General features: G+C 69.7%; 11 protein-coding genes. 6 read left to right on the top strand and 5 right to left on the bottom strand.

Going from position 1 to position 14,219, the window contains the following annotated elements; all coding sequences use genetic code 11:
• Window positions 1–60 precede the first annotated feature (60 nt).
• A complete protein-coding gene (locus tag AC1HFH_RS17165) occupies window positions 61–597 on the top strand; it encodes a hypothetical protein (protein ID WP_480243802.1) in 537 nt (178 codons plus the stop codon).
• A gap of 16 nt (window positions 598–613) precedes the next feature.
• Here AC1HFH_RS17165 and AC1HFH_RS17160 read toward each other — a convergent pair whose 3' ends face one another.
• Window positions 614–1,054, bottom strand: a complete 441-nt coding sequence (locus AC1HFH_RS17160; protein ID WP_480243801.1) for a DUF2267 domain-containing protein — start codon at window positions 1,052–1,054, stop codon at window positions 614–616.
• 242 nt (window positions 1,055–1,296) lie between these two features.
• On the opposite strand from AC1HFH_RS17160, the gene AC1HFH_RS17155 reads away from it, so the two are divergent.
• Complete coding sequence (locus AC1HFH_RS17155) at window positions 1,297–2,196, top strand: universal stress protein (protein WP_480243800.1); 900 nt, start codon at window positions 1,297–1,299, stop codon at window positions 2,194–2,196.
• A gap of 26 nt (window positions 2,197–2,222) precedes the next feature.
• A complete protein-coding gene (locus tag AC1HFH_RS17150; protein ID WP_480243799.1) occupies window positions 2,223–3,587 on the top strand; it encodes a phosphoribosyltransferase family protein in 1,365 nt (454 codons plus the stop codon).
• Window positions 3,588–3,659: 72 nt separating this feature from the next.
• On the opposite strand, the gene AC1HFH_RS17145 is transcribed toward AC1HFH_RS17150, so the two are convergent.
• Window positions 3,660–5,237 (bottom strand): ATP-binding protein, encoded by a 1,578-nt coding sequence (locus AC1HFH_RS17145; protein WP_480243798.1) that lies wholly within the window; start codon window positions 5,235–5,237, stop codon window positions 3,660–3,662.
• 9 nt (window positions 5,238–5,246) lie between these two features.
• Window positions 5,247–8,039 carry an HAD-IC family P-type ATPase gene (locus AC1HFH_RS17140; RefSeq protein ID WP_480243797.1) on the bottom strand — a complete coding sequence of 931 codons (2,793 nt, stop codon included), beginning with the start codon at window positions 8,037–8,039 and terminating at the stop codon, window positions 5,247–5,249.
• A gap of 191 nt (window positions 8,040–8,230) precedes the next feature.
• Between AC1HFH_RS17140 and AC1HFH_RS17135 the strand changes: the two genes are divergently transcribed.
• Window positions 8,231–8,683 (top strand): CBS domain-containing protein, encoded by a 453-nt coding sequence (locus AC1HFH_RS17135; protein ID WP_480243796.1) that lies wholly within the window; start codon window positions 8,231–8,233, stop codon window positions 8,681–8,683.
• Window positions 8,684–8,856: 173 nt separating this feature from the next.
• Here AC1HFH_RS17135 and AC1HFH_RS17130 read toward each other — a convergent pair whose 3' ends face one another.
• A complete protein-coding gene (locus AC1HFH_RS17130) occupies window positions 8,857–9,756 on the bottom strand; it encodes a DUF302 domain-containing protein (protein ID WP_480243795.1) in 900 nt (299 codons plus the stop codon).
• A 180-nt stretch (window positions 9,757–9,936) separates the two neighbouring features.
• Here AC1HFH_RS17130 and AC1HFH_RS17125 point away from each other — a divergent pair, with 180 nt between their 5' ends.
• Complete coding sequence (locus AC1HFH_RS17125; protein ID WP_480243794.1) at window positions 9,937–10,923, top strand: zinc-binding alcohol dehydrogenase family protein; 987 nt, start codon at window positions 9,937–9,939, stop codon at window positions 10,921–10,923.
• 12 nt (window positions 10,924–10,935) lie between these two features.
• On the opposite strand, the gene ppsA is transcribed toward AC1HFH_RS17125, so the two are convergent.
• The gene (ppsA, locus tag AC1HFH_RS17120) at window positions 10,936–13,233 is read right to left on the bottom strand and encodes a phosphoenolpyruvate synthase (RefSeq protein ID WP_480243793.1); all 2,298 of its coding nucleotides are present in this window, start codon (window positions 13,231–13,233) and stop codon (window positions 10,936–10,938) included.
• A gap of 228 nt (window positions 13,234–13,461) precedes the next feature.
• On the opposite strand from ppsA, the gene AC1HFH_RS17115 reads away from it, so the two are divergent.
• Window positions 13,462–14,208 (top strand): SDR family NAD(P)-dependent oxidoreductase, encoded by a 747-nt coding sequence (locus tag AC1HFH_RS17115; protein ID WP_480243792.1) that lies wholly within the window; start codon window positions 13,462–13,464, stop codon window positions 14,206–14,208.
• Window positions 14,209–14,219 lie beyond the last annotated feature (11 nt).

The following is a 14,219-nucleotide window of genomic DNA, read 5'->3' as shown; positions in this document are numbered from 1 at the left end:
GCGGCATTCACACCGGCGGCGGTCCCCGGTCGGGCCGGCGGTCCGGCATAGGCTGACCGCGTGACCACCTTGGCTCAGCTACGTAAAGCCGCGCTGGCAATGGCCGGATCGTCCGAGTCCCGCACCGATTCCGGCGCCGTCGTGTTCGGCATCGGTCCGGCGCCGTTCGCGGAATGCGGCCCGGACGGTGTCGTGCACCTGTACCTTGCCGAGCCCGATGCCGAGGCGCTACGGTCTGCGGTCCCGGCCGCCGGGCCGAGTGGTGGTGGCGGTGATGCGGTGGCCGTCCCGCTCGCCGAGATCGATGGGCAGCAGCTCAACCACTGGGTACGGCGGGCGTGGTTGGATCGGGCACCCCGCTCGCTGACCGATGTGGTGGCCGCGGCGGCCGCCGCCGAACCGGGCACGGTGGGCGACCTGCCCGCCGGTATCGGCCGTCCGGCGACCCGAGCGCTGGCCGGGGCCGGGATCACCACCCTGGACCAGGTGGCGGGGCTGACCGAATCCGAGTTGCTGGCGATGCACGGTGTCGGCCCGAAGGCCGTGCGAGCCCTCGGCGCGGCGCTGGCCGAGTCCGGCCGGTCGCTGCGCGCCTGAACGTCGCCGCCCGGAGTCACGTCCCGGCGAGCACCTCCTCGCCCCGCAACACGCCGCACAGCCGTTCCGGGAAGACCGCGAAGATGTGGTCCATCTGCCCCGGCGACATCATCCGGTCGAGGGCGTTGGTCACGCTCCCCGCGGTGAACGGCACCTCACCGGGAGTGATGGCCGCCCGGTCGGCGAAGTCGTCGAGGAACTCCGGCACCCCGTGCCCCATCGGTACCCGGCTGGGGACCCAGCCCTCGTACCAGATGCCCCGCAGATAGTCGGGCAGTTGGGCGGTGAGGTGCGCGGAGTTGGCCACGCCTATTCGGTCCCGGACCGTGTGCATCCACGCGCGTAGAGCGCGCAACGCGAAGGTCGGATCATCGGTGCCCAGGTCGTCGGCGACATTGCGAAGCCAGATGTGCGCGTTGTGCATACCGGCGGCGAGTGGATCGTTGTGATGCGTCATTTGTGGTACCTGCCTTCCGTGGCCGGTCCGATGCGCTGGTGATACTGCCGATCATACGGCGCGATCCGGTCTCCCCACAGGGCCCGGAGGCCACCGGGACCGTTCCGGTGCCGAGAGTCCTCGGCCGGGTGGGCAGGTGACGTTCGGCTCTGTACCGGCGCGGTGCTCGGCGCCAGGCTCGACGTAGGACGAATACACCGAACAGGCGGCGGCCCGGTCTGCTCGCCGGAAAGGGGTCGGCGATGGTGTCTGGGGCTGCCGATGAGACGGGCCTGCCCGTAGTCGTGGCGGTGGACGGTTCACCCACGGCCTACCACGCGGTGGCGTGGGCGGCCAAGGACGCGGGGCTGCGCCGGCGGCCGCTGCACATCGTGACGTCGGTGGCCGTACCGGCGGGAACGGGCCCGGCAGAGGTGCTGACCGATCAGGACCGGGCGTGGCTGCGGACCGGTGGCGAACGGGTACTCGACGACGCGGTGCAGGTGGCGCGGAATTCCGCGTCCGGAATGGTCTTGTCGGTCACCACCGAGGTGAGTTCGGAACTCGTCGTTCCGGATCTACTGGACCGGTCGAAGCACGCGGCTGTCATGGTCGTCGGCAGCCGCGGACTCGGCGCCTTCCGCCGGAACCTGCTCGGTTCGGTGAGCACCGCGCTCACCCAGCACGCCCATTGCCCGGTGGCGGTGATCCACACCAACTCGGCCACCGACGCCCTGTCTGCAGGCAAACCCGTCCTGGTCGGTGTGGACGGCACTGCGAACAGCCTGCCCGCCATCGAAGTCGCCTTCGCGGAAGCCGCCTGGCGTGGAGTCGGGGTGATCGCACTGCACGCCTGGTCCGATATGAACTGGATGGGGCTGCCGCTGACCGGCTGGGAGGCGATCCGCAAGGAAGAGGAGATGCTGCTGGCCGAGAGCCTGGCCGGGCTCGGTGAGCAGTACCCGGACGTTCCGGTCCGCCGGACGATCGTCCGGGACCGTCCGGTGCGCTCGCTGCTGGAGGAATCGGAGAATGCGCAACTGCTTGTGACCGGCAGCCACGGCCGGGTCGGTTTCTCGGGAATGCTGCTCGGCTCGACCAGCAGCGCCCTGTTGCATTCGGTGGAGTGCCCGATGATGGTGGTCCGGAGCCCGGGCCGGTGACGGTGCCGGAGCGAGGAGGTTCGGCGGTGGTGTTCGACGATCGCCGAGATGCCGGGCGTCGGCTGGCGCAGAATCTGATGCATCTGCGTGGCCGGCAAGTGGTGGTCACCGCGTTACCACGCGGCGGCGTACCCGTCGCGTACGAGGTCGCCACCGCCCTCGGTGCCCCGCTCGATGTGATCGTGGTGCGGAAGCTGAGCGTTCCGCATCAGCCGGAACTCGCCTTCGGCGCCCTGAGCGAGGACGGGGTCGTCGTGATCGACAATCGGGTGGTGACCGGCGCGCGGTTGACCCGGCACGAGATGGCCGAGGTGGAGCGGCACGTGCGGCGGGAAGTGGTTCGACAGTCCGCACGGGTACGCCGGTCGCACCCTCGTCTACGGCTCGCCGGCCGGACGGTGGTCGTCGTCGACGACGGCGTCGAATCCGGGGCGACGATCCGGGCCGCCTGCCGGGATGCCCGGGCGCGGGGCGCCCGGCGGATCGTGGCCGCGGTGCCGGTGGGCGCCCGGGCGGCGTTGCCGGAGCCGGGGACCGATGTCGACGAGGTGGTCTGTCCGGAGAAGCCGGACCAGCTCGGGGCGGTGGGGCGCTGGTATCACCGGTTCGGGCATGTGACCGATGCGGAAGCCGGCGAACTGCTTCGCCGGGCGGCCGGGCATCTGCCGGAACCGGTGGGTGCCGGTATGCCGGAACCGGTGCTGGATCGGCCCGTCCGGGTCCGTGCCGGTGCCGTCGACCTACCCGGGAAGCTCACGGTTCCGGTCGACCCGGCCGGGCTGGTGATCTTCGCGCACGGCAGCGGTAGCTCCCGGCACAGTCCGCGGAATCGGTACGTGGCCGATGTGCTCAACCGAGCCGGGCTGGCCACGTTGCTGTTCGATCTGCTGACGCCGGGCGAGGAACACGACCGGGTGCAGGTATTCGATATCGCGTTGCTGGCCCGTCGCTTGGCCGCGGTTACGGACTGGTCGACCGGAGTGTCCGAGATCGCCGGCCTGCCGGTCGGCTATTTCGGTGCCAGTACCGGGGCCGGAGCGGCCCTGTGCGCCGCCGCCGAGACGGACCACCGGATCGCCGCGGTGGTTTCCCGCGGCGGCCGCCCCGACCTGGCAGCGGATTGCCTCGCCTCGGTCCACGCCCCGACCCTGCTCATCGTGGGCGGCGACGACCGGGATGTGCTGACGCTGAACTACCGGGCGGCCCGCCGCATGCCGTGCGAAACCAAGATCACCGTCGTCCCGGGCGCCACCCACCTGTTCGAGGAACCCGGCGCCCTGGAAGAAGTGGCCCTGAGAGCGCGGGACTGGTTCGTCCGGCACCTTGCCTCGGCGGCGTCGGCTCCGGTCGGCCCGCTGCCGGGTGCGCCGCCCGATGCTGAGACGCCGTAGCCCTGCCAGTCGCCCGGTGTCGGCTGCCGCCACCGGGTATATCCGAGCGCATTGCTGTGAGCACGGAGCCGGCTACGCCCGCAGTAGCGTGATGGTACGCCCGGCCGGGGAGATCACCTCGGTGAAACCGGTGCGTTCGGGGATCGGAGCAGCCTGCGGGCGGCGGTCGAAGACGACGAGAACGCCGGTGGGCAGGGCGAGCCGGTCCAGGTAGCCGTCGAGCTGCGCGAGGCCGTCGTCGAGGGGGTCGGGCCGGCCCGCGGCCCAGACCTTCAGTTCGAGCGCCTCACGCTGCTCGGCATCGTGTCCATCGGCGTCGGCGAACGGCTGCCGGATCAGCAGATCGATTCGACCGCGGCCGATTCCTACCTCCCGTTCCACTGTTCCGGCTCCGTTCACGATCCGGTGCAGATACGCCATCAGCACCAGCTGGGCGGCGGCCTCGTGGTAATTGTCGCGGGCGGCGAGTACATCGCCGTGCTGCAGCCAGAACGCCACGAATTCCTTCAGCAGGCGACCGAAATCGATGCGGCCGTCCGGGTGGCGGAACGCGGCCGGCCGGGCGGTGATCACGGCCTCGGTGCGTCCACCGAGCACGCGGAGGATGACTTCCTGGTAGATCGGGTTGGCGAACCGCAGTTGTTTGTCCTGTGCGATCAGGCCGAGATCGCGCACATATACGGCGTCGTCGTCGAAGGTCAGGTCGGCGGTGGGTTCGGTGCCCACGATGATCGGTTCGATGACGCGTTGCACCCGCGGCTCGTCGAGTTTGTCGATGAGCGAATCGAGGTGGGTGGCCCGGGCCAGAATCAGCCGTTCTTTGGCCCGTTCGACGTGGTCGATGGTGATCGTCTCGCGCACCCGCATCTTGCCGATGATCTGCCAGGCCATGGCATTGACCAGCCAGGGTTGCCCCTGGGTGTAGTAGTACGCCAGGTCGATGGCTTTGTCGTCGAATTCCTGGCCGGTCTCCCGCGTGTGCTGGGCATACAGCTGGGCGACCTCCGGACGGGTGAAGTCACCGATCCGGATCGATTCCACCGCGATGTTGAACGGGCTCGCCGAGCCGAGCCGAGCCGGATCGCCACCGGATGCGGCTTTGTAGTCACGCACGTCGCGTAATCCGCACAGCACGACCGAGTGCACGAACTGCTGCCGATGATGAGTGAACCCGGCACGGAGCTGCCGGAGCACACTGATCAGACCGGCTCCGCGCAAGGAATCGATCTCGTCGAACAGCAGCACCAGAGGCCGGGGACATTTCGCCACCCAGGTGCTCAGGCCGGTGTACAGGCGGCTGCCGGGTGCGGCAGCCGGCCACGGATCCGGTGGGCGCAGCTCTGTGGGCAGATCGTGCAGGTCCGCCGCCTGACTGATCGTGGCCAGCAGCGCTTCCTCGACCGCACCGATATCGTCGTCGAACGCTGCCGCCATCTCACACGAGATCGGCAGAGCCAGATAGTGACCGTCTCCGGCGAACTCCCGCGCCAGCCCGAGCAAGGTCGTGGTCTTACCCGTCTGGCGTGGTGCGTGCACGACGAAATAGAAGCCGAATTCGACATACATCCGGGCATCCGGTAGGCGCTCCTCGGCCGGGAGCATGTAGTGCAGGTCCGGATAACACGGACCTGCCGTGTTGAAGTACCTCACGCGCTCACCCTACCGGCGGCCGGAGGGGCCGTCGGCGAATAGATCTGCTCCGGAGCCGGCGCGACGCAGTTCGGCGGCGCGGCGGCTCTCGTCGCCCGCGGCACCCCGGAAGTGCTTGTCGATCGCCACGACGATGGTGGCGATGGCCGCGATCGCGAGAATTCGCAACCAGGTCTCGGCGGTGATCGGGGTCGTGTCGAAGATCCGGTTCATGGCGGGCAAGTAGGTGATCGCGAGCTGGGCGGCCGCCTGCGCTGCGACACCGGCGAGGATCCACGGATTGCCGAAGAACCCGCTCTTGCGGACCGGGCGGGTCAGCGAACGGCAACTGAACAGATACGACGCCTCCACCACGACGAACAGGTTCAATGCTGCGGTACGGGCCTCGGCTTCCCCGGCGCCGGCCGACAACTCCCAGTGGAAGACCCACCAGGCTCCCGCCACCAGCAGACCGGCGACCAGGATGGTGCGTATCAGCAGTGCGCGGCTGAGCAGGGCCTGATCCGGGCGCCGGGGCGGGCGCATCATGATGCCCGGTTCCTTCGGTTCGAAAGCGAGCATCAGACCGAGCGCCACGGCGGTGGTCATGTTGATCCAGAGGATCTGGGTCGGCAGGATCGGCAGGATCGTGCCGGTGGCGATGGCGACCAGGACAACCAGGCCTTCGCCGATGTTCGTGGGCAGTGTCCAGGCGATGAACTTGGTGATGTTGTCGAAGGCGCCGCGTCCCTCCTCGACGGCGGCTTCGATGGTCGCGAAGTTGTCGTCGGTGAGCACGATGTCGGCGGCGTCCTCGGCGACATCGGTCCCGGCGTCGCCCATGGCGACGCCGATATCCGCCTGCCGCAACGCCGGAGCGTCGTTGATCCCGTCACCGGTCATCGCGACCACCTGACCGCGGCTCTGTAGTGCCTCGACGAGATGGAGTTTCTGTTCCGGTGACACCCTGGCGAAGACCCGGGCCCGTTCGACGGCTTCCGGGTACTGCCGTTCCGGAAGTGCCGCGAGGTCGCGCCCGGTCAGCACGGTGCCGGCCGGTGGGTCGGCCGAGTCGAGCATGCCGACCCGTGCGGCCACAGCGCACGCGGTGACGGCATGGTCGCCGGTGATCATCTTGACCTCGATGCCTGCCCGCAGGCACGCGGCGACCGCGGCGGCCGCCGAGCTGCGTGGCGGGTCGGCCATGGCCTGCAGCCCGGTGAAGGTCAGCGAGCCGGGCGTGATGTCCGTGCCCAGGCCGGGTTCGGCGTCCGTTCGGATCGCCGTGGCCAGCACCCGCAGTCCCTGCCGGGCCAGCTCGTCGGCCGCCCGGAGCACCGCGGCCCGGTCCAGCCGCTGTGGCTTTCCCCGGACGTCGAGAGCTGTACCGCAGAGGTCGAGCACCCGCTCGACAGCACCCTTGGCCATGACGACGGGCCCGGCTGCCGGCTCTTCCACGTCCCGATGCAGGGTGGCCATATAGCTGCGTTCGGAGCTGAACGGGATGGTAGCGATCCGCGGGAACCGTGCCATGACGGCCTCCGGGGCGAGGCCGGCACACGAGATCACGAGGAGCATGGCTACTTCCGTGGGGTCACCGAGCGCCCGGTGGTTTCTCGTCGGCTCTGCGTCGTTGCACGCGGCACCGGCCAGCAACGTCCAGCGCACGGCGGCGTCGTCGGCCACCGAGCCCGGTGCGCCGCCGCTGTCTACGGTCTCGTCCGGCGCGGCCTTCGGGGCGACCGGGACGTCGACCGAGCCGGCGCCCGGCGTCCACAGCGTCCGCACAGCCATCCGGTTCTCGGTGAGAGTGCCGGTCTTGTCGGTGCAGATGATCGTCGTGCTGCCCAGTGTCTCCACAGCGGGTAATCGGCGGACCACCGCGCGGCGCCGGGCCATCCGGGTCACCCCGATGGCCAAGGCGATGGTGACGGCGGCAGGCAGTCCCTCGGGGATGGCGCCGACCGCCAGTGCGACTGCGGCAGTGAACATTTCGTCAGTCGGCTGTGCGCGGAGGACGCCGGCCGTGAAGGTCGCCGCGGCGAAGACCAGGATAGCGACCGTAAGGATCCGACCGAACCGGGCGAGCTTGCGAGTCAGCGGGGTCGCGAGTGTGTCGGCGGCGCCGACCAGCCGGTGGATCTCGCCCACCTCGGTCTCGGCCCCGGTGGCCACCACGATTCCGGTGCCGCTGCCTCCGGTGACCAGGGTCCCCGAGTAGACCATGTTGTGTCGGTCCGCTACCGGCGTGGTGACGGGCAGCGCCGCATCGTACTTGGCCACCGGCAGGGATTCGCCGGTCAACGCGGATTCGTCCGCCTGCAACCGGGCGTTGCCGAGCAGTCGCAGATCGGCGGGGACCCGGTCGCCGCCCTCGACGGCGACCAGATCGCCCGGAACGAGTGTGGTGGAAGGGACCTGTTGTTTCCGGCCGTCGCGAATCACGGTGGAACGGGTCTGCACCAGTCGGCGCAACCCCGCCAGCGCGCCCTCGGCCCGGCTCTCCTGGACGAAACCGACGCCGGCATTCACAGCCACCACACCGAAGATCACCGCCGAGTCGATCTCCTGGCCCAGGATCGCGGTGACGGTGCCCGCGGCCAGCAGGACGTAGATCAGTGGATTGTGGAATTGGCGCAGCATCCGCAGCACCACACCGGCGCTCTTCGGGGCGGGCAGCTCGTTGGGGCCGAACCGGTCCAGGCGTTCCCGCACCGTCGCCGCGTCCAGCCCCCGGTGCGGGTCGGTCTCCCATCGGAGGACCACGTCGTGCGCGGTCAGGCCGTGGTGCACGGCATAACTCCGGGACTTCGTGGCCGCCATAGTCGCTCCTCGTTCGGCTACCCGGTCGATTCTCGGGGCGATCCGGCACACCCGGCAGAGGCGCAGGTCGGTGGCCGGTCGGCATCGGTCAGGTCACAAAGCACCTCGACCCGGTGACTTCGGACCCTGACCGGGCGAGAGCCGGACGCCGAGGATGGTCCGCAGAATCCGAACCACGAAAGGAGTCCCGGATGCCCACCGTGGGAACACTGATGCACCAGGAAGTGGTATCGATCGGAGTGCGCGACACGATGGCCGACGCCGCCGAGCGGATGCGCGCCCTCGATATCGGTGCCCTGCCGATCTGTGACGGCGAGGGGTACCCGGTCGGTATCGTCACCGATCGAGACATCGTGGTCGGCTGCATCGCGCTCGGCCGTGACCCGGCGACTTCGACCGCCGGTGAGTTCGCGCAGGGTGCCGATCGGTTGCACACCGCCGACATCGGCACGGGTGTCGAGGACGCCCTGCAAGTGATGGAGCACTTCCGGATCCGCCGGCTACCGGTCACCGACGGCGGCCGCCTGGTCGGTATCGTCACCGAGGCCGACATCGCCCGGCATCTGCCGGACCGGACGGCGGGAGAGTTCGTCGAGGTGATCTGCGCGGAACAACTGCCGGTCACCGCATCCGGCCCGGCGTGACGCCGGGCCGGTCGCGCCGATCGGTGGTGGTCCGGCTTCCGGGCAGCGCCATCGGGGCCGCTACCTTGCCGCAGGCATGGCGGGTTCACGGCAGCCGGGCTGTGCGGCCGGTGTCCGTCCGCCGGCGCAGTCGAAGGAAGGTCTGCCGGAGAGAGGTCTTGCCGCGGTCGGTCTCACCGGTCGCTCAGTGAGGAACTGGCCTCTGCCGGCGCCCGTTCCGCAGCGATGTCGTCGAGGGCAGCCGAAAGCCGGTCGCGCGCTTCGTCGGCGACCGGCTGCAGGCCGGCCCGGCCGTCGACCCGGATCAGCAGATCCGGGTCGACGGCTTCGACGACAGTGCCGTCACCGTCGGAACGCACGATCACGTTGCAGGGGAGCAGGAGCCCGATCCGGCGATCGATGTTCAGTGCGCGATGGGCGAGTTGCGGATTGCACGCGCCGAGGATGAGGTAGTTCTCGATGTCGGTGCCGAGTTTTTCGGCGAGCGTCGCCCGGACGTCGATCTCGGTGAGGATGCCGAACCCGTGTTCCGGGAGTACCCGGCGGACCACTTGGGCGGTCTCGTCGAAATCCGCCGGTACGCGGACGGTCAGCGCGGGTTCGGCGACCGGGAGCCGGATCTCGGTGACCAATTCGGTCGGTGCGACCCCTTCGCCGGGGGCGACGAGATACACCTCGGTCGGTGGTCCTGCTGCCGGTCGGCCGGATTCGTGCACCCAGCCCTCGAGCGCGGCGTAAGCCGCGCCGATGTGGCGGTAGTCGCCGCGATGTGTGGTGCGGGCATAGCGCGTGGGTTCGGTCTGCCGCACGGTGACCGTCCCGATTTCGATATCCGGCAACCTCGGATCGACCGGTAGTCCGAAGACGACGTCTATCTCGGTGCCGGGCGCGAAATCACCACGATAGGTGGTCGCCGCCGGCCCGGCGGGGGCCAGCCCCAACACCTCGGCCAGGCGATACAGCTCGGTGATTCCGGCCGGGATGTCTTCCCCGGCGCGGTCGGTGCGCAGGGTGCGATGCAGCTCGAGCACCGTCTGCGGCGCGGATTCCTCGAGGTCGATTCGGTAGTCCATCCGTCTGCCTCCCTGTAACCAGCGGTTCTGTGCACCTGCGGATGAGCCGACACTAGGTTCGGGCGCGGACCGAGCCCAGTGCCGGACCGCACCTGTAGCGGTGACCTTCGTCGGTCCGTTGCCTCGTGTGGTGGACGATCCCGGATCGGGATGGGACCGTGGGACCAGGAGCGTGACGATATGTCGACCGAGACGATGCGCGCCTGGCGCCTGCGGGAGCCCCGGCCGATCGACGACGCCCCGATCACTCTGGATCGCGCACCGCTGCCGGTGCCGGGGCCGGATGAGCTACTCGTACGAGTGCTCGCCTGTGGTGTATGCCGGACCGACCTGCACGTGGTGGAGGGCGACCTGCCGGTGCATCGTGATCGGGTCGTACCGGGGCACGAGATCGTGGCCGAAGTGGTCGGTACCGGTGATCGGGTCGGAATCCCGTGGCTGCGCTACACCTGCGGCACCTGCCGGTTCTGCCGGCGCGGTAGTGAGAACCTGTGCCCCTATTCGCGGTACACCGGCTGGGACGCCGACGGTGGGTATGCCGAATATGCGGTTGTTCCGGCCGATTTCGCGTTGCCGTTGCCGACCGGGTACAGCGATGCCGAGCTTGCGCCGCTGCTCTGCGCGGGCATCATCGGCTACCGGGCGCTGTGCCGGGCCGACCTGCCGGACGACGGTGTCCTCGGCATCTACGGGTTCGGTGGTAGCGCGCATCTCACCGCCCAGGTGGCCATGGTGCACGGTGCGCGCGTACATGTGATGACCCGGGATCCCGCGGCTCGCGCCCACGCGTTGGAGCTGGGCGCCGCGTCTGCCCAGTCGGCCGCCGCGCCGCCGCCCGAACCTCTCGATTCGGCGATTCTGTTCGCACCCGCAGGCGAGCTGGTATTGCCCGCTCTGGCCGCGCTCGATGCCGGTGGCACGCTCGCTGTCGCGGGCATCCATCTCTCCGACATTCCGTCTCTGAACTACGAGAACCACCTGTTCCGGGAACGGCAACTGCGCAGCGTCACATCGAACACCCGCGACGATGCGCGAGAATTCCTGTCCTTCGCCGCCCGGCACCGGCTACAGGTGCGGACCCACGGATACCCCCTGGACGCGGCCGATCGGGCGCTGTCGGATCTGCAGCACGGCCGGTTCGACGGCGCCGCTGTCCTGGTGCTCTGATCACCGGAGTGATCACTGGGCGTCCGGGCGCAGCGCCCGATCGAGCAGCAACCGGCGTTCCGCGGCAGCGATGGCGTGCCGGGCCGCGGGCACCGCATCGGGTGTCACCGAGATCGAGGTGATTCCCATCCGTACCAGGTGCTCGGCGAACTCGGGTCGATCCGACGGTGCCTGACCGCACAACGACGAGGTGATCCCCATTCGCCGGGCAGTGCCCACGATCCCGGCGATCGCTGCCAGCACGGCCGGGTCCGATTCGTCGAACAGCTCACTACAGTACTCGGAATCGCGATCCACACCCAGCACCAACTGGGTCAGATCGTTGCTGCCGATGGATACCCCGTCGATGCCGAGGCCGACGTACTCCGGCAGCCAGTGCAAGACCGAGGGCACCTCGGCCATCACCCACCGGTGCATGCCGTGTGCGCCCCGCAGCGGCCCGTCGTCCACCAGTTGCAGGCAGGCCTCCAGCTCCCACCGGGTCCGGACGAACGGGAGCATCAGGTGCAGGTTCGGGGTGTCCTCGCGGACCACGGCGAGCGCCGTGAGTTCGAGCCGGAACACCTCCGGATCGCGGATGTAGCGGTAGCAGCCTCGGTAGCCGATCATCGGGTTGCGTTCCGTCGGCTCGTACCGCTCGCCACCGGCTAGGGCCCGGAACTCGTTGCTGCGGAAGTCGGCGGTCCGGTAGACGACCGGGCGTGGGTGGAACGCCCGGGTGATCCGGCGCAGCGCCTCGGCCATCCGAGCTACGAACTCCTGCTGTTCGCCCGCGGCGATCACCGCGCGTGGATGCCGGCCACTCAGCGCCCGGGTCAACAGGGTCTCCGCGCGCAGCAGCCCGACCCCGTCGGCATCTGTCGCGGCGACTCGTTCGGCGACCTCGGGCAATGCCAGATTCACGTACACCCGGGTCGCGGTATGGTCCGCGCCGACTACCGGACCGGCCGGCCCGGGACGATCCGTGCCGGTCACCGACCTGCGCCGCGGGGCGCTTCCGGCGAGCACCTGTCCGGCCGATCCGTCGACGGTCACCTCGGCTCCGTCGGACAAGGTGGTGGTTCCCGTCCGGGTGCCGACCACGCACGGAATGCCGAGTTCGCGGGCGACGATGGCGGCGTGGCAGGTGACCCCGCCGCTGTCGGTCACCACCGCTGCCGCCCGGCCGAGCGCGGGCAGCCAGTCCGGGTCGGTCATCGGTGCCACCAGGACCTCACCGTCCTGCAGGTTGCCGCCCTCGGCGGGCGTGTCGAGCACCCGTACCCGCCCGGTGGCCGTCCCGGGAGCTGCAGCCAATCCCTGCACCAGGATCTTCCCGGCGTCGCGGGTGGGTCGGGGAACCGCCCCGGGCCGGGGGAGGATGGTGATCGGCCGCGCCTGGACGAGCCACAGCCGGTCGTCGTCGATCGCCCATTCTACATCCTGCGGTGTACCGGCATGGTGCTTCTGCACTGCGAGCGCGAGCCGGGCGACTTCCACGGCCTCGGTCTCGGACAGCACGGGGGCCGCGGTATCGGACTCGTTCAGCTGGACGGTCCGGTCACCGCCGGGTCCGGCGAGCACGGCATGCTGCTGCCGGCCGCGGTGGGATCGAAGCAGGGCCGGTCCGGCGGCGTCGAGAACATAGGTGTCCGGTTCGACCGCGCCGGACACCACCACCTCACCCTGCCCGCGTGCTGCTTCGACCACGACCCGATCCGGGTTACCCGTCGCCGGATCGGCCGTGAAGGCCACTCCGGAACGGTGGGCCGTCACCATGCGCTGGACCACCACTGCCATGGCGGGCCGGTCCGCATCGAGGTGCTGCCGGGCCCGGTACGCCACCGACCGCGGCGTGAACAGCGATGACCAGCAGTCGACCACCGCATCGAGGAGCTCGGCATCGCCGGAGATGTTGGTGCGGGTGAGGTTCATCCCGGCGAACGACGCCCTCGCACTGTCCTCACCGACGGCCGACGACCGTACCGCCACTGATGTTTCCGAGCCCAAGTCGTGATAGGCGGCCAGGACGGCATGTCGGGCGGGGCCGTCCAGGACCGTCCGGTGCACCAGTTCGCGCATCGACCGACAGAACGAGGTGACCACCGCTTCGTCGTCCACCGAACGCAGTGCCGCGTGGTACAGCCGGTCCAGTTCCGTGCCGTGCGGTCCTTGCATGATGAGCTGCTCGAAACAGGCGGCCAGCACGACGAAGCCGGGCGGCACCGGGAACCCGGCCGCCACCAGCTCGCCGAGGTTGGCGCCCTTGCCGCCCGCCCGGTCGGCATCGCCGAGCCGCAACTTGTCGAATCCGGCCACATAGCGACCCATCTCGGCTCCTCTCGCACCCGCGCGTATCGATTCCAGCGTCGTGCGTCGAGGCTGCGCGGGGCAGGGCCGTGGTGCCCCGACAGGAGGGACGGTGGGCCCTGTGGGGGACCGCGCTGCGGACCGAAGGCATCCGGAGTGGGGACGTTCGGCGGTCGATGTCCGGGACGGGACCGCCCAGGCTGAAGGTGGGCAACCGCCGAACCAGTCCAGTGATGAGAGGCGCGAGAGATGAATGCATTCACCGGAAGAACTGCCGTGGTCACCGGTGGCGCGCGCGGCATCGGCGCGGCCGTCGTGCACGCGCTGGCGAAAGAAGGTGTCGACGTCGTCGTCGGCGATCTACTGGAACGTGAGGGTACCGAGCTGGCCGCGTCGGCGGGGCCGGGCGTGGAATTCCGCCGGCTCGATGTCGCCGCCGAGCCGGATTGGGAACGGGTCCTTGCCGCCGCCGAAGCCCGCGGCCCACTGGGCATCCTGATCAACAACGCGGGCATCCTCGACGTCGGAGCCGTCGAGACACAGTCACCGGCCATGTTCCGCCATGTTCTGGACGTGAACCTGTTCGGTGCCTGGCTCGGCATGCACCTGGCTGCGCCGCGGCTCCGCGCTGCCGGCGGCGGTGTGATCGTCAACGTCTCCTCGACGGCCGGCCTGATGGGGTACGCCGGAATCGGTGCCTATGTGGCCAGCAAGTGGGGCCTGCGCGGGCTGACCAAGACGGCCGCCCTGGAACTGGGCCGGGCGGGTGTGCGGGTGTGCTCGGTACATCCTGGACCGATCCGGACGCCGATGACGGCCGGATTCGACGACTCCGTCACAGCGGCACAGGCTCTGCCGCGTTTCGGCGAGCCCGAGGAAGTGGCCGCCCTGGTGCGCTTCCTGGTCTTCGAGGCCACGTTCTCCACCGGCTCGGAGTTCGTGCTCGACGGCGGCGCCACCGCCGGGCAGGTGCTCGACCTGCCCGGCACGATCTGAATTCCGAGGAG

The sequence above is a fragment of the Nocardia sp. KT25-26 genome, assembly GCF_056627695.1.
This window is presented reverse-complemented; position numbering and strand designations above follow the sequence as displayed.